17 protein-coding genes and 1 pseudogene are annotated in these 18348 nt (G+C 67.3%); 4 read left to right on the top strand and 14 right to left on the bottom strand.

Going from position 1 to position 18348, the window contains the following annotated elements:
• Positions 1-40: 40 nt before the first annotated feature.
• Positions 41-511: a hypothetical protein gene (locus DER72_RS16055; RefSeq protein WP_146209064.1), complete on the bottom strand. Its 471-nt coding sequence runs from the start codon at positions 509-511 to the stop codon at positions 41-43.
• Between the two features lie 3 nt (positions 512-514).
• Complete coding sequence (locus DER72_RS13500; protein WP_219983298.1) at positions 515-973, bottom strand: SHOCT domain-containing protein; 459 nt, start codon at positions 971-973, stop codon at positions 515-517.
• A gap of 354 nt (positions 974-1327) precedes the next feature.
• Here DER72_RS13500 and DER72_RS13495 point away from each other — a divergent pair, with 354 nt between their 5' ends.
• Positions 1328-2293: an integron integrase gene (locus DER72_RS13495; RefSeq protein WP_110070510.1), complete on the top strand. Its 966-nt coding sequence runs from the start codon at positions 1328-1330 to the stop codon at positions 2291-2293.
• 144 nt (positions 2294-2437) lie between these two features.
• Here DER72_RS13495 and DER72_RS13490 read toward each other — a convergent pair whose 3' ends face one another.
• From DER72_RS13490 to DER72_RS13475, 4 genes and pseudogenes are all read right to left on the bottom strand, one after another.
• Positions 2438-2638, bottom strand: coding sequence for a hypothetical protein (locus DER72_RS13490; protein ID WP_110070509.1), 201 nt, complete (start codon positions 2636-2638; stop codon positions 2438-2440).
• 72 nt (positions 2639-2710) lie between these two features.
• Positions 2711-2908: pseudogene (locus tag DER72_RS13485) on the bottom strand (ABC transporter ATP-binding protein); the annotation flags it as partial.
• Between the two features lie 150 nt (positions 2909-3058).
• A complete protein-coding gene (locus DER72_RS13480) occupies positions 3059-5266 on the bottom strand; it encodes an OsmC domain/YcaO domain-containing protein (protein WP_110070508.1) in 2208 nt (735 codons plus the stop codon).
• Positions 5267-5525: 259 nt separating this feature from the next.
• Complete coding sequence (locus DER72_RS13475; protein ID WP_110070507.1) at positions 5526-7079, bottom strand: glutamate synthase-related protein; 1554 nt, start codon at positions 7077-7079, stop codon at positions 5526-5528.
• A 324-nt stretch (positions 7080-7403) separates the two neighbouring features.
• Here DER72_RS13475 and DER72_RS13470 point away from each other — a divergent pair, with 324 nt between their 5' ends.
• Positions 7404-8309 (top strand): cation diffusion facilitator family transporter, encoded by a 906-nt coding sequence (locus DER72_RS13470; RefSeq protein WP_110070506.1) that lies wholly within the window; start codon positions 7404-7406, stop codon positions 8307-8309.
• A 33-nt stretch (positions 8310-8342) separates the two neighbouring features.
• Here DER72_RS13470 and DER72_RS16500 read toward each other — a convergent pair whose 3' ends face one another.
• From DER72_RS16500 to DER72_RS13430, 8 genes are all read right to left on the bottom strand, one after another.
• The gene (locus DER72_RS16500; RefSeq protein WP_258306307.1) at positions 8343-9563 is read right to left on the bottom strand and encodes an MBL fold metallo-hydrolase; all 1221 of its coding nucleotides are present in this window, start codon (positions 9561-9563) and stop codon (positions 8343-8345) included.
• 172 nt (positions 9564-9735) lie between these two features.
• Positions 9736-10656 (bottom strand): metal ABC transporter permease, encoded by a 921-nt coding sequence (locus DER72_RS13460; RefSeq protein ID WP_110070504.1) that lies wholly within the window; start codon positions 10654-10656, stop codon positions 9736-9738.
• Positions 10653-11864 carry a metal ABC transporter permease gene (locus tag DER72_RS13455; RefSeq protein ID WP_110070503.1) on the bottom strand — a complete coding sequence of 404 codons (1212 nt, stop codon included), beginning with the start codon at positions 11862-11864 and terminating at the stop codon, positions 10653-10655. The genes DER72_RS13460 and DER72_RS13455 overlap by 4 nt, the downstream gene beginning before the upstream one ends.
• Positions 11864-12661 carry a metal ABC transporter ATP-binding protein gene (locus DER72_RS13450; protein WP_110070502.1) on the bottom strand — a complete coding sequence of 266 codons (798 nt, stop codon included), beginning with the start codon at positions 12659-12661 and terminating at the stop codon, positions 11864-11866. Before DER72_RS13450 ends, DER72_RS13455 begins: the two co-directional genes overlap by 1 nt.
• A complete protein-coding gene (locus tag DER72_RS13445; protein ID WP_219983296.1) occupies positions 12661-13659 on the bottom strand; it encodes a metal ABC transporter solute-binding protein, Zn/Mn family in 999 nt (332 codons plus the stop codon). Before DER72_RS13445 ends, DER72_RS13450 begins: the two co-directional genes overlap by 1 nt.
• A 136-nt stretch (positions 13660-13795) precedes the next feature.
• Positions 13796-14857 (bottom strand): serine hydrolase, encoded by a 1062-nt coding sequence (locus tag DER72_RS13440; RefSeq protein WP_110070500.1) that lies wholly within the window; start codon positions 14855-14857, stop codon positions 13796-13798.
• Positions 14854-15987, bottom strand: coding sequence for an acyltransferase family protein (locus DER72_RS13435; RefSeq protein WP_110070499.1), 1134 nt, complete (start codon positions 15985-15987; stop codon positions 14854-14856). The genes DER72_RS13440 and DER72_RS13435 overlap by 4 nt, the downstream gene beginning before the upstream one ends.
• Positions 15988-16036: 49 nt before the next feature.
• The gene (locus DER72_RS13430; protein ID WP_110070498.1) at positions 16037-16384 is read right to left on the bottom strand and encodes a hypothetical protein; all 348 of its coding nucleotides are present in this window, start codon (positions 16382-16384) and stop codon (positions 16037-16039) included.
• A gap of 206 nt (positions 16385-16590) precedes the next feature.
• Between DER72_RS13430 and DER72_RS13425 the strand changes: the two genes are divergently transcribed.
• Complete coding sequence (locus tag DER72_RS13425) at positions 16591-17061, top strand: aminoacyl-tRNA deacylase (RefSeq protein WP_110070497.1); 471 nt, start codon at positions 16591-16593, stop codon at positions 17059-17061.
• A gap of 126 nt (positions 17062-17187) precedes the next feature.
• Positions 17188-18348: a ChaN family lipoprotein gene (locus DER72_RS13420; RefSeq protein ID WP_110070496.1), complete on the top strand. Its 1161-nt coding sequence runs from the start codon at positions 17188-17190 to the stop codon at positions 18346-18348.

Genomic DNA, 18348 nt, shown 5'->3' with positions numbered 1-18348 from the left:
GCAGCGAGTAATTTTCCCAGGTGCAGCAACTTGTTATATTTCAATTGTAATGTTCCATGAATGAATCAGAGAAACGACGCCAAAGTGGCATTATTTTTTCTAAGTCTAACTTGTCATCTAAGAGGCTGGATTGATTCTTCCAGTGTTCCTTTAAATGTTCAGGCTTTTTCGGTGTTGGGTACCGCCCATCCCAAATAACATATTCAGATAGAACCTTTAGTATTTTATTTTCGTCTTTTGATGTAGATAAGCTTGCGGTGTTCGCCAATGCAACCAAATCATGAGTAGAGTTAAACCCTGTACCCGAACCAATGCAATGTGCCTTAAAAAGCAGTTCGAAAGACATACCCAAGAGCATCTTGTAGGTTGCCCAGCAATTAATTTCTAACTCTTTTTCGCTTTGCATTGCCTTCCATAAAGTGCGAGCAGACACCAAAAGATCATGTGATTTATTATGCCAATACGCTGGTGTTTCTTGACGTAGTTCGAATTTCTTGTTGTAAAGATCCATTTTTCAGTTTCGCTTCAGAAGCTTGATTCTGGCCTCGTTAAATTCCTCTTCAGAGATGTGACCATCTTCCTTTAGCTTTGCCCATTTTATTAGTTCGTCAGCTACAGAATATTGCTTTAACTTTTCTCCTTTGATTATGTCTACCTCTGACTGATTTACTGAGCTTTTGTCTGATTTTGGCTTTGTTGAAAATATTCCATTAACCTCTACCCACTCTCTGTGCCTGTTCATAGGAGAGTAAAATAACACCTGAACTACAATCAAATAAGCAAAAGCAATTCCAGCGAATATTAACGAAGCAAAGAACTCATCGTCGTAATACCAACCATCCTCTTCACTAAAATATTTATTGCCCCAATAGAGAGAGCTTAGGGCACAGCCAATGAGCGCTAGCCATGTATAGCCCTTAAAGTTTTTAACAGCAGTATCAATGCTGGAGAAGTCTTGATTCTTCTTCATCATATATATGCCAAAACCCAAAAATATGGCTGGGATTACACCGAATAGAAAATTATCGATGGAGCCATCAAGAGCGAGAAAATTAGCAGCTTACCTTGGTCGCCACTATTCATAGGTTAATTTTGCAATGTACTCTCCTTTTGAAATATAACAGGTATTAGATAGCGCGCTCGTTTATTGACTTGAACAAGCATGCGCGTTCAACAATCTTATCAGCGCACCCTTTCCTAAGCTAACCCTGTGATTTCATTAAAACCAAAGAAAACCTTGGCCACCTACCACAAAATTCGCGCGCTTGCGCGTTTTGCCAGTACCAATAATACTGTATGCACATCCATGCATCGGGAGGACGGGAGTATGGATACGCACAGCAAACCGCCGAAGCTGATGGACCGGGTCAGGGCCACCCTGCGGGTGAAACGCTACAGCCCGCGTACCGAAAAGACCTACTGCTACTGGATACGCTACTTCATTCGCTTCCACGGGGTCCGACATCCCGCCGACATGGGCGGCGCGGAGGTACGCGCCTTCCTGGAGCATTTGGCGGTGGAGCGCCGAGTGGCGGCGGCCACGCAGAATCAGGCGCTGAATGCGCTCGTGTTCCTCTATCGGCACGTACTCGACCAGCCCTTGGGAGATATCGGAGAATTCTCGCGTGCCAAGCGCCCACGCCGGCTTCCGATAGTGCTTTCTCACGAGGATGTCATGCGCGTGTTGAGCCATCTGTCCGGCCCCATGCACCTGATGGCCACCCTGATGTATGGCTCAGGGCTGCGGCTCCTCGAGACGTGCCGATTACGTGTCCGCGATATCGACCTCGACCGCCAGATCATCACAGTGAGAGCCGGCAAGGGCGACAAGGACAGAACTACTCTCCTCCCGGCGATCAGCATTCCCGCCCTACAGCAAAGTATCACCGTGGCCAAACATCAGCTTGACGATCGGCTGCAGCATGGCGTTGTGCCGGTAACACTGCCCCACGCACTCGATCGCAAGTACCCCAATGCCGGTATCTCGCTGTCCTGGCAATGGCTCTTTCCCGCCAGCCGACCTTGCTTCGATGATACCGGCAAGGTCGTGCTACATCATATCCATCCATCAGCGGTGCAAAGAGCGGTCAGACACGCCATGCGTGCTGCTTCGCTCACCCGTCCAGGCTCTTGCCATACCCTGCGGCACAGCTTCGCCACTCAGCTGCTGAACCAGGGCACGGATATCCGCACGGTACAGGAGTTGCTGGGCCATAAGAGCGTGGAAACGACACAGATCTATACCCATGTATTGGGCAAGGGCTTTGCAGGAGTCCGTAGCCCCCTCGGGTGAGCGGGGCTGTCTCAGTTTCCAAAGTCATCGAGCACGCTACCGCCCCTACCTGAGCATGTGCACGACCTGCAGCCATCCATGCGGTAGTCCTTGCGTGTCGCGCTGTGCCTTCCTGGCTTCCTGCTGGAGATTCATTAGCAGAGCCTATGTGAGCCAGTGCGGGGTTGCAAAGTAGAAGTTGGTCGCAAGGGCCGCTTCCACCACCTGTTCGTCGTGGATGGCAGTGGTGACAAAGAGGGGCACGTCCGTGTCGTCGGACTGGATCAGCAGCCCGCTCTCCGTGCAGCCGAGGATGACGCCCTGCCCGGCCAGCGAGGCCACGATCTCGAAGGCCGAGCACCGCAACCACTACCTCGACATCGCCGCGAGCAGGCCCCCGCGGACAGCCGCGCGCGGCACGCGTCTTGACCCGCCTGGTCAGATCGACTCGGCCTCGCCTTCCACGTCCACCCCGATAAAGCCACCGGACTGGCGCCGCCACAGGGCCGCGTAGAGGCCGTCTCGCGCCAGCAGCTCCTGGTGGGTGCCACTCTCGACGATCTGGCCTTCGTCGATCACCACCAGGCGGTCGAGCATGGCGATGGTGGAGAGCCGGTGGGCGATGGCCGCGACGCTGCCCAGCAGCAGGGAGTTGAGCAGGGTCACGGTGAGGCCGGTAGCCAGGCGCATCTGGCGGTGCACCGTGCCCATGAAGCCCTCCATGGCGTCCCGGGCGTAGGCCTCGGCGGGTGTTGGCCCAAGGTGGCGGCGCAACGCCGCCGTCGCTCAGGCCGCGCGCATCCCTGCCCGGCGGGCCCGGGCGGCGTGGAGCTTCCTGTAGCTCTCGATCAGGCGCTGGTGCTTTTCCAGCCCCTCCAGCGCCATGCTGGTGGGCGTCAGGCCGTGGAAGCGCACCCTGCCCAGCACCGAGCCGATCACCGCCTCGATGGTCGCCTCACCGAACATGCGGCCGAGGTTGTGGCGGAAGTCGTCGAGTTCGAGCTCGTCATCCAGGACGATCTCCAGCACCGCCTGCACCGCGCGGTAGAAGAGGTTGCGCTCGACGGTGTTGTCGTTGAACTGCAGGAACATCTCGACCCGCTCCAGGGCCTCCTCGTGCTGGCCCAGCGCCAGGTTGATCAAGAGCTTCAGCTCGAGGATGGTCAGCTGACCCCACTCGGTGTTCTCGTCGAACTCGATGCCGATCAGGGTGATGATTTCCATGTGCTCGTCGAGCTGGCTCTCCTCCAGGCGCTCGAGCAGGTCGGCAAGCCGCTCATCCTCCAGGCGGTGCAGGTTGAGGATCTCCTCACGGTACTGCAGCGCCACGTTGGTGTTGTCCCACACCAGATCCTCTACCGGGTAGACCTCGGAGAAGCCGGGCACCAGGATGCGGCAGGTCGGTGCGCCGAGCTCGTCGCGCACGGCCACATAGGCCTCGAGCTCCAGCTCCTCGAGGATGCCGAACAGGGTCGCCGCCTCCTGCTCGTTGCTGTTGGCGCCGCTGCCGGAGAAGTCCCAGTCGCAGAAATCGATATCCGAGCGGGCGCTGAAGAAGCGCCAGGAGATAACCCCGGAGGAGTCGATGAAGTGCTCGACGTAGTTGTTGGGCTCGGTCACCGCCATGGAGTTGAAGGTGGGCGGCAGAAAGTCGTTGAAGCCCTCGATGCTGCGCCCCTGCAGCAGCTCGGTGAAGGTGCGCTCCAGGGCCACGTGGAAGCTCGGGTGGGCGCCGAAAGAGGCGAAGACGCCGCCGGTCTTGGGGTTCATCAGGGTGACGCACATCACCGGGAACTGGCCGCCGAGCGAGGCATCCTTGACCAGCACCGGGAAGCCCTGGGCCTCCAGCGCCTCGATGCCCTCGACGATCTCCGGATAGCGCGCCAGCACCTCGGCCGGCACGTCGGGCAGCGCCAGCTCCTCCTCGATGATCTTGCGCTTCACCGCCCGCTCGAAGATCTCCGAGAGACACTGCACCTGGGCCTCGGCCAGGGTGTTCCCCGCGCTCATGCCGTTGCTGAGGTAGAGGTTCTCGATCAGGTTCGAGGGGAAGTAGACCGTCTCGCCGTCGGAGTGGCGCACGAAGGGCAGCGAAACGATGCCGCGATCCGCCCGGCCGGAGTTGGTGTCGATCAGGTGCGAGCCGCAGAGCTCCCCCTCCGGGTCGTAGATCTCCCGGGTGTAATCGTCGAGGATCTCCGCCGGCAGCGCGTCGCCCGGCCCGGGCTGGAACCACTTCTCGTCGGGGTAGTGGACGAACTCGGCGTCGGCGATCTCCTCACCGAAGAACTGGTCGTTGTAGAAGAAGTTGAAGTGGGTGCGCTCGATGAACTCGCCCAGCGCCGAGCAGAGCGCGCTCTCCTTGGTGGCGCCCTTGCCGTTGGTGAAGCACATCGGCGAGGCGGCATCGCGGATATGCAGCGACCACACATGAGGCACGATGTTGCGCCAGGAGGCGATCTCGATCTTCATGCCGAGCTCGGCCAGGATGCCGGTCATGTTGGCGATGGTCTGCTGAAGCGGCAGGTCCTTGCCCTCGATCCAGGTGAAGTCGTCGCCGTCAGGCTGGCCCATCAGCAGCGCCTGGGCGTCCTCGTCGATGTTCTCGACCACCTCGATCTGGAACTCGGGGCCCTCCTGCACCACCTTCTTCACCGTGCAGCGGTCGATGGAGCGCAGGATGCCCTGGCGGTCCTTCTCGGAGATATCCTCGGGCAGCTCGATCTGGATGCGGAAGATCTGCTTGTAGCGGTTCTCCGGGTCGACGATGTTGTTCTGCGACAGCCGGATGTTCTCGGTGGGGATGTCCCGGGCGTTGCAGTAGACCTTGACGAAGTAGGCCGCACACATCGCCGAGGAGGCCAGGAAGTAGTCGAAGGGCCCCGGCGCCGAGCCGTCGCCCTTGTAACGAATGGGCTGGTCGGAGATGACCGTGAAGTCGTCGAACTTGGCCTCCAGGCGGAGGTTGTCGAGATAGTTGACCTTGATTTCCATGGGGCACCGGGGGAGTTGGCGTGGGCAGCGGGGGCGGAAAACCCGCCATTATCCAGCTTTTCGCGCCGGGCGTCATGGTGGGTTACAAAATGGCACCGCAGACAGTGCCCGCCCACGCAGGCATGTTGGGTACCTGGCACAACGCGACCCCGGAGGCCCCCTTGTGCCGAGGCCCTCGTTCCCTGCAGCGTAATCCGCCGGGGGCTCCTCGCCAGTCGCAAGACGACGCAAGGGATGGGGAGGCCCTGACTGAGGGTCGTCAGCGCCCGGGGTCCATCACCCCCGCATAGCGCACCCCGCTGAGCAGCGCCATCTCGCGCTTCCAGGTGGCGAGGTCGTCGGAGTTGAAGCCAGCCAGGCTATCGTGGCCACAGGCGCGCGCCATCACCTGCATCAGCGCCGTGGAAGCACGCAGGAAGCGCTCCAGCTGGGCGGCGGACTTGTCGATATCCAGCCGCTGGCGCAGGTCCGCACGCTGGGTGGCGATGCCCGCCGGACAGTTGTTGGTGTGACAGATGCGTGCTGCCACGCAGCCGATGGACTGCATGGCGCTGTTGGCGATGGCCACCCCATCGGCGCCCAGCGCCAGGGCCTTGACGAAGTCGATGGGCAGCCGCAGGCCGCCGGTGACGATCAGGGTCACGCGCCCGCTGGCGCCCTGGGCGTCCAGGTGGCGCCTGGCCCGGGCCAGGGCGGGGATGGTCGGCACGCTGATATGGTCGCGGAACATGGTGGGGGCCGCCCCGGTGCCGCCGCCGCGGCCGTCGAGGATCAGGTAGTCGGCCCCGGCGTCCAGGGCGAACTGGATGTCGCGCTCGATATGGTTGGCGCTGAGCTTGAAGCCCACGGGAACGCCGCCGGTGATCTCGCGCACGCGATCGGCGAAGCGGCGAAAGTCTGCCACGCCGTGCAGATCCTCGAAGGTGGCCGGCGAGACGGCGGGCTGACCCTCCTCGAGCCCGCGCACCTCGGCGATCTTGCCCGTCACCTTGTTGCCCGGCAGGTGACCGCCGGTGCCGGTCTTGGCGCCCTGGCCGCCCTTGAAGTGGAAGGCCTGGACCTTCTCGAGCAGGCGCTCCTCATAGCCGAAGCGGGCGCTGGCCAGCTCGTAGAAGTAGCGGGAGTTCTCGGCCTGCTCCTCGGGCAGCATGCCGCCCTCACCGGAGCAGATCCCGGTGCCGGCCCGCTCCGCCCCGCGGGCGAGCGCCACCTTGGCCTCTTCGGAGAGGGCGCCGAAGCTCATGTCGGAGACCAGCAGCGGCATCTCCAGGGTCAGCGGCTTCTTCGCCTCGGGGCCCACCACCAGGCGGGTGGCCACCTCGGCGGCGTCGAGCAGCGGCTGGGTGGCCAGCTGCGCCACCATCAGCTGCAGGTCGTCCCACTGGGGTAGGCGATGGCGTGGCACCCCCATGGCGGCTATGGGCCCATGGTGCCCCACCCCCTCGAGTCCCTCTCGGGCCAGTTGATGGATGAACTCGACGGTGGGCTCCTCCTCGGTGGCCTCGGCCTTCGGGGCCCGGTCCTTGCCGCCCCCGTCGTCGGGTTCCGGCGCCTCCTGGCCCACCTGATCGCTGGCGAACTGCTTGTGGGTGCCGTCGCAGTAGGGGGCATCGCCGGTCTGCTTGCACTGGCAGAGGTACGCCTCGCCGTCCTTGTCGGCGGTGAACATCTGCGGGGTGAAACCGGTGCCCTTGTGGGAGCCGTCGCAGAAGGGCTGGTCGCCGGAGCGACCGCAGCGACAGAAGGCGTACTCCTTGCCCTTCTCCAGGGTGACTTTCTTCGGCTTGTTGGCGGCGATGACCGGCTGACTCATGGCAGGCTCCTGAGTGCGTGGGAAGATGGCATCGCCGTCAGTCTGGAAGAGCGAGGCAGCCCCCGCCAGCGGCGACGCGGGCGCTGAGTAAACGCAGGGCCCGGCCGGACGCATCCTCCCGGGCCAGCGCCCCCTTTCCGCGCGGTTTACTGCAGCCGCAGCCGCATACCGCGAAAGCACCGCCGCTGCCCCAAAGCGGCGAGGGGCTCGACACCATCTGGGGCCGCTTGGGCCCCAGCAGATGCCGCAGGGACGCCGGGCGAGCCCTAGTCCGGCGTTTTGGGCTCAGCTAGAATGAACGGTTTTCCCTATCCGAGAATCCTCATGCAAGCCACGCTGGAACAGCGCGCCCTCAAGGTCTCCATCGTCGTCACCCTCGTCGTCTCGAGCCTCGGGGTCACCTTCGGCCTGCTCGCCGGCTCCCAGTCGATCCTGTTCGACGGCGTCTTCTCCACCATCGACGCGGCCATGTCAGGGCTCTCGCTGGTGGTGGCACGGCTCGCCATCCGCGAGGCCAGCCAGCGCTTCCAGCACGGCTACTGGCACCTGGAGCCGCTGGTGGCGGCGCTCAACGGCGCCATCCTGATGCTGCTGTGCTTCTACGCCTTCCTCAATGCCATTCAGGGGCTGATGGAGGGCGGCCGCGAGCTCGACTTCGACCTCGCCATCGCCTATGCGGTGGTGGTGGCCATCGCCTGCTTCAGCATGGTGATCTACCAGAAGCGCCTCAACCGTCGCGCCGACTCTGAGTTCGTGCGCATCGACATCCAGGGCTGGCTGATGGCAGCGCTGATCACCACTGCCCTGCTGGCGGCCTTCGCCATCGCCCTGCTGCTGCAGGACACCGCCTGGGCCCACCTGACCCGCTACGTCGACTCCGCGCTGCTGATGGTGCTCACCGCCTGCTTCATACCGGTGCCGCTGGGCATCGTGCGCCGGGCGATGCGCGAGATCTTCCTGATCGCCCCGAGCGCTGTCGACCGCGAGGTGCACGCCGCCATGGCGCCGGTGATGGCCCGGGAAGGGGTGCTCACCTACTACAGCCACGTGGCCAAGGCCGGGCGCGGCCACTTCATCGAGATCCATATCGTCACCGTGCCCGAGTTCGGCGCCGGCCAGGGGGTGGCGGTGATGGACGAGATCCGCGAGCAGATCAGCGCCGGGCTCTCCATCCCGCCGGAGAGGCGCTGGTTCACCGTGGCCTTCACCGCCGACGAGCGCTGGGCCTGAGGCCCTGCGCGACCCTGCCTGCATGAGGCGCCCTCACGCTTCCAGGGAGGCCCACTCTCCCGAGCGCTGCTCGGCGCGCCCCTCCCCCTCCAGCTTGAGCAAGTGGGCCAGCGCCGAGCGCGCCGCCACCCCGAGCCGCGCCTCCGGCACGTCGTCATAGGCGTGGCGGGTCAGCGCCTCGAGGCTCGCCGGACCAAAGCGCACCAGGGCCCGGGCCACCTTGTGCTCCCGGGCCAGGCGGTGAGTGATCAGGAAGTCCAGGGCCGCATGGGCCTCGCCGATGAGGAAGCCGTGACCCGGAGCGATGGTATCGAACGCCTCCTGCCCCAGGGCGTGCAGGGCCGCGATATAGGCCGCCATGTCGCCATCCGGCGGGTTGATCACCACCGTGGAGCCCTGCATGACATGGTCGCCGGCAAACAGCAGCCGCTGGGATTCGAGCAGGAAGCAGAGGTGGTTGGAGGCGTGCCCCGGGGTGTGCAGCACCTTGAGGGGCCCCGCCGGCGTATCGATTCGCTCGCCATGGCCCGGCCGGTGGTCCGGCGCGAAGGTGGCGTCCTGGCTGGCGCCGGGCGGCGGCGGCAGGCCCACCAGCCGGGCGCCGGTTCGCGCCTTGAGCCAGGCGGCCCCCGGCGAGTGGTCGATATGGGTGTGGGTCACCAGCACCCGGGAGAGACGCCCGCCCGCCAGCGCCAGCAGCCGCTCCAGGTGCTCGGGATCTGCCGGGCCGGGGTCGATCACCACATGATCCCGGCCATCGCCCAGCAGGTAGCTGTTGGTGCCGGAGCCGGTCATCACCCCCGGGTTGGGCACGGTCACTCGGGTCACCCCGGGGGCCAGCGTCACCGCCCGGCCGGGCACGATCTCGGCGAGAGCCGTGCCGTGGCGGTGCGGGTCCAGGCGGCGCACCTCGGCGTAGGCCGGGGCGTCCGGCTCCACCTGCCAGTCGGCGCCCCCCTTGCGGGCGGGCCAGGAGCGGCTCGGGCGTGGCGTCGGCGGGTTGGCGTGGGCGTGGCGCAGCAGCGCCTCGGCATCGCGGAACTCGGCGAGCAGGCGCAGCGTGCGCAGGGTGGGGTAGCCCAGCGCCAGCCGGCCATGGCGGTGGTCGGCCAAGGCCTCGGCGGGGGTCAGCCAGGCATGGGCGATGGTCTCGCTGCCGTCGTGACTCGCGCGCTGCCCCGGCGGCGTCAGGGCCACGAAGAAGCGCGTATCGAAGCGCCGCGGCGCCCCCGGAGGCGTCACCCAGTGGCCCACGTAGGCCAGCCGGTCCAGCGGCAGCGAGAGGCCATGGCGCTCGCACAGCTCGCGGAAGCCGACCTCCTATAGGGTGGGGAGGACTCCATCCCATTGCTACCAGGCGCTGCCAAGAAACTCGTGGATGAGTCGCCACGGAAGAGGCAGGGAGCGGGAAGGTACGGCGGCCTCCTCAGGTCACCGCCGCCCCGGTGCGTCGGCGTCGGGGACCGGCCAGGCAGGCAGCCAGCAGGATCAGGCCCGCGACGCTGGCGATCATGCCGGCGGCGCTGACCGAGAGGTCATGGCCCAGCCAGCCGGGACCGTGGCCGGCGACAAGGTAGCCGAGCACCGCGGAGAGCACCGCGAAGAGCTGGCTCCAGGCGATCTGGCGCCCCAGGCGATTGGTCATCAGCCGCGCCGCGGCAGCCGGACAGATGAACATGGCGATGACGATGATCGAGCCCACCGCCTCGAAGGCAGCGATGGCGGCGATGGCCACCAGGGTCACCAGCAGCAGGTCGACCAGCGCCGGGCGGGCGTTGACGCTGGCGGCGAACTCCGGGTCGAAGCTGCCCAGCACCAGGTGGCGGCGCAGCACCACCAGCATGGCGACCACCAGCAGCCCCACCCAGGCGGCGCGGCCCAGCTGCGGGGGAAGGTCCGCCAGGGCCACCGGGTCGAGCAGCGCGGCGGGGCCGGTGCCCTCGAACCAGATCAGGCTCTCCAGGTTGCCGTAGAGAGCATGCTCCACGTCGAGGTGCACGCCGCTGGCACCGTGCCACTCCAGCAGCAGCACCCCGAAGGCGAACAGGCTGGTGAACACCACCCCCATGGCGGCGCTCGCCTCCACCCGCCCCAGGCGGCGGATCAGCTCGATCATCCCCACGGTGACCAGCGCCGAGACCCCGGCGCCCAGCATCATCGCCGAGGAGGCGAGCACCCCGGTGAGCAGGAAGCTGACCACGATGCCGGGCAGCGCCACGTGGCTGATGGCGTCGCCGATCAGGCTCTGCCGGCGCAGCACCAGGAAGTTGCCGAGCAGCGCGCAGGTCATGGAGATGATCACCGCCACGCCGAGCGGCACCAGGCTGAACATCATGAACTCGCTCATCGCGCGGCCTCCTGGTGCCCCAGCAGCTGCGCCTCCAGCGCCATGATCGCATCCGGCGAGAGCACCTCGTGGATCGGCACCAGCCCCGCGTGCTCGCGGTGCAGGGCGTCGTCGGGGTAGCGCGCCCGATAGAGCGCCCAGAGGCGCTCCTCATGCTCGGCGTCGCGGGCGGCGGCGAGCCCCGCCGGGGTCGCCACGCCGTCGCGGCGGATATGGCCGCGCCGGCGCAGCAGGGTCAGCGTCAGGTCGTCGAAGATCGGCTCCTCGCGGGCCAGCGCCAGCAGCCCCTGGCGCAGATGCACCCGGCGGCGCAGGCGGCGATAGGCCAGCAGCGAGGCCAGGACGCCGCGGCGCGGCGAGAAGAGGAAGGAAGCCATGAAGAGCGCGAAGGCAGAGAGCACGATCAGCGGACCGGTGGGCAGCCCCTCGCGCACGCTGGAAACGGTCACGCCCAGGTAGCCGGCCAGGGCCCCGAGCAGCGCGGCCAGGGCCACCATGCGCATGGGCTGGTCGGTCCAGAAGCGCGCCGCCACCGGCGGAATGATGGTCAGGGCCACGATCAGGATCAGCCCGGTGACCTTGAGGCCGATCACCACCACCGCCATCAGCAGCATCAGCAGCACGAGGTCCAGGCGGCCGGTATCGAGCCCCTGGGTGCGGGCGAAGTCGGTGTCGAAACAGATCAGCAGCAGGTCCCGGCGCAGCACCAGCACCGCCAGCAGCAGGCCCAGGGCCGAGCCGGCGATCAGCTTGGCCTCGGAGGCGAGCATCCCGGCGGTGGCGCCCACCAGGTAGCCGGTGAGCCCGGCCTGGCCGGCCACCGCCATGGACTGGATCACGGTGATCAGCACCACGCCGAACGCAAAGAAGGAGGAGAGCACCGCGCCGATGGCGGCATCCTCGCCGAGCCGAGTACGCGCGCTGATCGCCTGCACCGCCCACAGCCCGATGGCCGCGCTGCCGGCGGCACCGAGCAGCAGCGCCGGCAAGTAGCGCCCGTCGCCGGTGGCGAGCCCCACCAGGATGAAGGCCAGTGCCAGGCCGGGCAGGGTCGCGTGGCTGATGGCATCGCTGACCAGGGCCCGCTTGCGCAGCAGCACGAAGGTGCCGACCATGCCGGCGCCCGCCGCCAGCAGCATGGCCCCCAGGGTCACCACGCTGGTGTTGTAGCCGAGGGTGAAGGTGAGCGCGCGCCACCAGGTCTCCATCAGCGCCCCCGCTCCGCCAGGGCCGGCTCCACCAGCCGCGCCAGCTGCACCGGGCTCAGCCGGCCGCCGTAGGTGGCCTGCAGGTTGGCCTCGGTGAACACCTCGTCCACCGGCCCCGCGGCGATGCGCCGTACGTTGAGCAGCAGCACATGGTCGAAGTAGCCGCGCACCGTGGCCAGGTCGTGGTGCACGCAGAGCAGGGTGCGCCCCTCGTCGCGCAGCGACTTGAGCACCTCGACGATGGCGGTCTCGGTGGCCGCGTCGACCCCGGCGAACGGCTCATCGAGGATGGTCAGGTCGGCCTCCTGGACCAGCGCCCTGGCCAGGAAGACCCGCTGCTGCTGGCCGCCGGAGAGCTGGCCGATCTGGCGCTCGGCGAAGGCCTCCATGCCCACCCGGGCGAGGGCCTGCATGGCTCGGCGGCGCTGGCCGCCGCCGCCGAACTGCCACCAGCGCAGGTCGCGGAACAGCCCCATGGCCACCACGTCGATCACCCGGGCCGGGAAATCCCAGTCGACGCTGTTGCGTTGGGGTACATAGGCGACATGGCGGGCCATCTGGTCGAAGGGGCGGCCGAACACCCACACCTCGCCGGTCAGGCGCCGGGTAATGCCCAGCGCCGCCTTGAGCAGGGACGACTTGCCGGCCCCGTTGGGGCCGATGATGGCGGTCATGCTGCCCGGCGGCGTGACGAAGTCCACCGAGTGCACCACCGGGCGATGGTCATAGCTCACGGTCAGGCCCTGGATCGCGAGCGGGCTGGCGATCACCTCCTTGCCGAGGCGCGCATCGGGCATCAGGGGCGTTCCTCGAGGTGGCCGAGCCGGCCCAGGCGCCCGCCCTCGGGCACCTCGCCGCCCAGGGCCAGGGCGATCTGGCTGACGTTGTGGTCGAGCATGCCGAGCCAGGTGCCCTCGTAGCTGCCCTCGGGGCCCATGGCATCGGAGTAGAGTTCGCCGCCGATGCGCACCTCATGGCCGCGGGCGGCCGCCCCTTCCACCAGGGCGCGCACGTTGCGATCCGACACCGAGGTCTCGACGAACAGCGCTCCGATCTCGCGCTCTACCAGCATCCGCACCAGCGACTCGATGCGGGCCAGGCCCGCCTCGCTCTCGGTGGAGTAGCCCTGGATGCCGAGCACCTCGAAGCCGTAGGCATCGCCGAAGTAGCCAAAGGCGTCGTGGGCGGTGACCAGCACTCGCGCCTCCTCGGGCACGCTGGCCAGTACCTCCCGAGCATAGGCGTCCAGCGCCTCGAGCTCCTCGAGGTAGGCCTCGGCGCGCTCGGCGAAGCCGTCGGCGTGCGCCGGGGCCAGTTCGGTCAGGGCATCGCGCATCGCCTCCACGGCGTAGCGCCAGCGGCCAGGATCCATCCAGACGTGGGGGTCGGGCTGGTCGGGATACTCCTCGTCGGCCAGGCGCGCCTCGGCGGGCACCGCCTCCCCCACGGCGATCACCGGCTGGCGCTGGCCGAGGCGTTCGAGGAAGGACTCCAGCTGGGCCTCCAGGTAGAGGCCGTTCCAGAACACCGCGTCCGCACGGGTCATGGCGGTCACGTCGGTGCGGGTCTGGCGATAGAGGTGCGGGTCGACGCCGGGGCCCATCAGGCCGCGCACCTCGACGCGATCCCCCCCCACCTCGCGCAGCACATCGGCGATCATGCCGGTGGTAGCGACCAGCTGCAGGCGTTCATCGGCCGCGACGGCCGGTGCCGCGGCGGCCGTCGCCGCGACAAGACCAGCAACGGCGAGAGGCCGCGCGAAACAGGCAGGGATCAATTGACGCAGTCTCGACACGAGAGGCTCCTTCAGGCCAGAGGCATCCCCTTGCCACCAGGCGCAGGGAAGGAAATTGACCATAGGGTACCGCGAACCGCTCCCGATGCTAATCGAGCAGGGCTAGCCGCTTCATAGGCAGGATGCATGCCCCGCCTCAGGGCACGAGGAGGCCCGACTCGCGCAGCGCCCGGCCCACCTCGCTCAGGGTCGCCTCCGAGTGCTCGATATCGCGCTCGCCCCGGGTGCAGGCGACCACCACCCAGCGCCGCTCGACGGCGCCCTCGCCGTGGAAGGCGATGCCGGCGTCGCAGCTGCGCCGGTGCTGGGTGCCGGTCTTGTGGGCGAAACGGATATCGTCCCCCAGGCCCGCCTTGAGCCGCGCCTCGCCGCTGGTGGTGCGCGCCATGATCGCCAGCAGCTCGGCGGTGGCCGCGGGCCCCAGCGCCCGCCCCTCGCCGATGGCCGCGAGCAGCGCGCCGAAGGCGTCCAGGCGCCCGGCGTTGAGCCCGCTCGCGTAGTAGGCGTCGAAGGCGGCATCCAAGCTCGGCAGGGCAAACTCGCCTCGCGGCACGCCGAGGCGCTCGGCCAGGGCGTCGAGGCGGGCGTCATCCTCCTCGACCTGGCGCAGCCGGATGAAGTCCATCCCGGTGAGCGCCCGGGCCCCGGGATGCAGATACCCGTAAGCCTCGCGGCGCACCTCCAGCAGCGGGGTGATGGGGCCGAGCCCGCCACCGGAGAGCGCCTGGGCGCGGTCGTTCACCGCGGCGAGGCCCAGCCGGCCGATCAGCAGGTCGCTGGCGGTATTGTCGCTCTCGGTGAGCATCGGCTCGAGCAGCTCGCCAAGCGCCAGGGTCGTGCCCGGCTCCGCCCAGTTGATGGGCCCGGCGCCGTCCACGTAGTCGCGCTCCTTGAGCACCAGCGTCTCGTCGAGGGAGAGCGCGCCGGCCTCGCGCCGGGCGAGCAGCTCCACGGCCACCGGCACCTTGACCAGCGAGGCCAGGTACCAGGTCTCGTCGTCGCGCCAGCCGAACCGCTCGCCTCGGTCTACCGAGCCGTCCCTCGCCCCCAGTTCGCGCACGTGAAGGCCGATCTCGTCTTGCCCCTCGGCCTCCAGGGCGGCCAGCCGGGCCTCGAGCTCGGGCTCCCAAGCGCTGCCAGCCAGGGCCTGCGCGGCCATCACCAGGCTCGAGATGGCGACCGCGGTGAGCCACGTCATCCGCGCTTCTCCCGCAACCAGCCGGTCAGGGCGATCCAGCCGGCGGTGGCCAGCACCAGGGCCACCCCGATGCCCAGCACCTGGGGGTAGGAGTAGACCTGCCAGGCCTCCAGCAGGTAGCGGAAGACCCCGAAGATCACCACGATATGGAAGATGAAGGCCTTGAGGGCGTCGCCGCCGATCAGGGTCAGCGGGCGCAGCCAGCGCGCCGCCGCCGCGCCGCCCTGGAGGCAAAGCGCCAGGATCACCAGGGCCCCGCCCAGGCTGAAGAGCATGAAGGCAAGCTCCGGCGGGTGCTTGCCGACGTTGCGTGCCACCGCCATCAGGGCATCGTCGACCGTGGTCTCCGCCTTGCCCAGGGCCAGGGCGAAGAAGGCGAGCAGCATCAGCGCCCCGGCGCCGGCGATGGTCAGCAGCACCCGGGCGCGCCGGGGCGTCCAGTAGCCGCGCAGCAGCGCCTCGCCGATCAACAGGCCCAGCAGCACCAGCGGCAGCCGCGAGAGCTGGCCCCAGGTGTAGTGGTTGGCGTCCTCAACAAGGATCGCCTTGAGCGGCTCGATGCCCCAGAAGCTGGCGTGACGCTCCAGCCAGCCCGCGGCCAGGGCGATGGCCACCGGCAGCAGCAGCCGCGACCAGAGCGGCAGGCGGCTCCAGAGGGGCAGCACCCAGGGCAGCCAGAGCAGGGCGATGGCGTAGAAGCCGAGGATCTCGACCCAGATCGGGAAGCGCTGGTAGAGCAGCGCGTCGAGGATGTCCTCCCGCGGGAAGATGGCCATCATCTCCACCACGGTGAGCACCTTGTACCAGAAGAACACCTCCAGGCCGCGCAGCATCAGGCGCAGGCGACGCGCCGGCCAGTCCGCCTCGCCCAGCCGCGGCAGGAAGGCCACCGCCAAGGCGATGCCGAACACCACGATGAACAGCGACGAGGAGAACTTGGTGATCAGGTGGACCGGCACCAGGCCCCAGTCGGGCAGCTGGCGAATGCCGAAGAGCCCGCTTACCGCGTGGCTTATGATCATCAGCGCGATGGCGATGCCCCGGGCCAGGTCGATCGCCTCGATGCGCCCCTCGGGGCGCGGTAGCACCGGGCGCTCGACGAGCCGCTGTTGGATGGCCTTCCCTTGCATCAGTCGCTCTTCTCCTTGCTGTCAGTCGATTGGCTGTCAATCGACCGGCCTAGTCCGCTGTGGCGAGCACCTCGACCCGTTCCAGGGTGAGGCGGCGTCCCTCCTCCCGGGAGAAGGCGAACGCCCCCTCCACCCGAACCCGCTCGCCCAGGTGGGGCGCGATCGCCTCGTGGGGGAAGAGCTCCACCCGGTTGAGGTCCTCGTCCTCGATCCAGTAGTGCAGCGGCTCCTCGAAGTGGCGCACCACCCCTTCGGTGACCACCCGGCTGCCGTCGAGAGCCTCGCTGTCGGTGGCCAGCACCGCCAGAGGTGTCTCTCTGGGCCCCGAATCGCCACCGCAGCCGGCCAGCGCAATCGCAAGCGCCGCCAGCAGGATGCCGCTTCCGAACCGCTTCACCGTAACGCCTCTCGTGATTGCCTTTGACACATCGCTTCCTCGTCAACCTTGCCTCTCAGGAGTGTATCGACAATTCCCCCGGTGCGATGCCATTCCCACTCACGCGATGAAGAGGATCATGCTCGAGGAAGAGGCGGGATGGCTATGCTGAGAGTGAGGATGCCCCCGTCAACCCCCCGGCCCATGCGTCCGGAAGAGAGCACGCCATGACCATGCCCATGACCCTCAAGGAGTATCTCGAGGCCTGTGACATCGACTACGAGGAACTCCCCCATCCCCGGGAGATCACCGCCAGTCGCATCGCCGAGACATCGAAGATTGCCGGCGATCGCATGGCCAAGGCGGTGATGCTCCACAGCGACTCCGGGTATCGCCTCGCGGTGATCCCCAGCAGCTGCGACGCCGACCTCGACCAGCTCTCGCGGATGCTCCATGAGAAGGTCACCCTGGCCTCGGAGCAGCAGATCATGGAGCACTTCCGCGACTGCGACCCCGGCGCCACCTCCCCGGTCGGCCAGGCCTGGGGCCTGCAGGTCTATGTCGACGACATGCTCAGGCACCAGCCCGACGTCTACTTCGATGCCGGCGACCACGAGACCCTGGTGCACATGAGCGGGCGGGAGTTCGACCGCCTGATGCACGACAGCCCCCACGGGCGCTTCAGCCGCCACTACTGACCCCGGTGCACGGGGTGGGTACCTGCCGGGCCGCGATCCGCGTTGATCGCGGCCCTTTCCTGCTGGCGAGCCGACTGCGCTATGGTAGCGGCCTGAGGCCCGCCGACTCGCCCGTCAGGAGCTCCCATGCCGCAGCAGCGTTCCCCTTTCCGTGCCCCATGCATCGCCGCCCTCCCCTTCGCCCTGATCCTCGCCGGCCTCCCCGCCGCCCAGGCCAGCGACTGCCCGGCCCCCGGCCAGTGGCAGCGCGCGGGCGCGGTCGTGGATACCGCCACGCTGATGGCCGACCTGGCCGAGCACCGCGTGTTGCTGCTCGGCGAGCAGCACGAGCGACTGGCCCACCACCGCTGGCAGCTGCACACCCTGGCCGGCCTGCACGCCCGCGAGCCGCGGATGGTCATCGGCCTGGAGATGCTGCCCCGAGAGGCCCAGCCAGCGCTGGACGCCTGGGTGGCCGGCGAGCTCGACGAGGCCGCCTTCCTGGCCGAGAGCGACTGGCTGGGTGCCTGGGGCTATGACCCCGACGCCTACCTGCCGATCCTGCACTTCGCGCGCATGCAGCGCATCCCGCTGCGGGCGCTCAACGTCACCCCGGCGCTGCGCCAGCGCATCGCCGAAGAGGGGTGGGAGGCCATTCCCCCGCAGGAGCGACACGCCATCACCCCGCCCGTCCCCGCCTCCGAGGGATACCGCGAGGCGCTGGCCGAGGTCTATGCCAACCACCCCAGCGCCGTGGACCCCGAGGCGGGCCTCGAGCGCTTCATCGATGCCCAGCTGGTGTGGGATCGCGCCATGGCCCAGGCCCTGGCCGAGGCCGCCGAAGAGGCGGCGCTGGTGGTGGGGCTGATGGGCCAGGGCCATGTCAGCTACGGCCACGGCGTGCCCCACCAGCTGGCCGACCTGGGGATCGACGCCGCCGGGCTGCTGGCCTGGCAGCGGAACGACGGCTGCACGCCGCCGACGGGGCTGGCCGATGCGCTCTTTACCCTCGGCGACGAGGCCGCCTTCGAGCCCCCCGAGCCCCAGCGCCTTGGGATCCTGATCGCGGCAGACGAGGGCGGCGTGCGGGTGGTCAGGGTGATGGAGGAGAGCCTGGCCGAAACGCTGGGTCTGCAGCGTGATGATCTGATCGTCGAGGTCGCCGGCCGGCCAGTGCGCCGCCCCGGCGAACTCACCGACCTGGTACGCCGCCAGACGCCAGGCACCCTGCTGCCCCTCACCGTGACGCGCAATGGCAGCACCGAGGAGCTGCTGGCCCGCTTCCCGCTTCGCGACGGGGTGCGCTGA

It is taken from the genome of Halomonas sp. A11-A (assembly GCF_003182195.1).
In the GTDB taxonomy this organism is placed as follows: domain Bacteria; phylum Pseudomonadota; class Gammaproteobacteria; order Pseudomonadales; family Halomonadaceae; genus Halomonas; species Halomonas alkalicola.
The sequence above is the reverse complement of the archived record's forward strand: the minus strand, read 5'-3'. Positions and strand labels throughout refer to the sequence as shown.

What these genes read in the sequence shown, in the direction of transcription:
- DER72_RS13425 (WP_110070497.1), top strand. Translation starts at nt 16,591, where the DNA reads ATGACCATGCCCATGACCCTCAAGGAGTATCTCGAGGCCTGTGACATC.
- DER72_RS13460 (WP_110070504.1), bottom strand. Translation starts at nt 10,656, where the DNA reads ATGAGCGAGTTCATGATGTTCAGCCTGGTGCCGCTCGGCGTGGCGGTG.
- DER72_RS13450 (WP_110070502.1), bottom strand. Translation starts at nt 12,661, where the DNA reads ATGCCCGATGCGCGCCTCGGCAAGGAGGTGATCGCCAGCCCGCTCGCG.
- DER72_RS13495 (WP_110070510.1), top strand. Translation starts at nt 1,328, where the DNA reads ATGGATACGCACAGCAAACCGCCGAAGCTGATGGACCGGGTCAGGGCC.
- DER72_RS13455 (WP_110070503.1), bottom strand. Translation starts at nt 11,864, where the DNA reads ATGGAGACCTGGTGGCGCGCGCTCACCTTCACCCTCGGCTACAACACC.
- DER72_RS13480 (WP_110070508.1), bottom strand. Translation starts at nt 5,266, where the DNA reads ATGGAAATCAAGGTCAACTATCTCGACAACCTCCGCCTGGAGGCCAAG.
- DER72_RS13420 (WP_110070496.1), top strand. Translation starts at nt 17,188, where the DNA reads ATGCCGCAGCAGCGTTCCCCTTTCCGTGCCCCATGCATCGCCGCCCTC.
- DER72_RS13435 (WP_110070499.1), bottom strand. Translation starts at nt 15,987, where the DNA reads ATGCAAGGGAAGGCCATCCAACAGCGGCTCGTCGAGCGCCCGGTGCTA.
- DER72_RS13500 (WP_219983298.1), bottom strand. Translation starts at nt 973, where the DNA reads ATGATGAAGAAGAATCAAGACTTCTCCAGCATTGATACTGCTGTTAAA.
- DER72_RS13440 (WP_110070500.1), bottom strand. Translation starts at nt 14,857, where the DNA reads ATGACGTGGCTCACCGCGGTCGCCATCTCGAGCCTGGTGATGGCCGCG.
- DER72_RS13475 (WP_110070507.1), bottom strand. Translation starts at nt 7,079, where the DNA reads ATGAGTCAGCCGGTCATCGCCGCCAACAAGCCGAAGAAAGTCACCCTG.
- DER72_RS16055 (WP_146209064.1), bottom strand. Translation starts at nt 511, where the DNA reads ATGGATCTTTACAACAAGAAATTCGAACTACGTCAAGAAACACCAGCG.
- DER72_RS13470 (WP_110070506.1), top strand. Translation starts at nt 7,404, where the DNA reads ATGCAAGCCACGCTGGAACAGCGCGCCCTCAAGGTCTCCATCGTCGTC.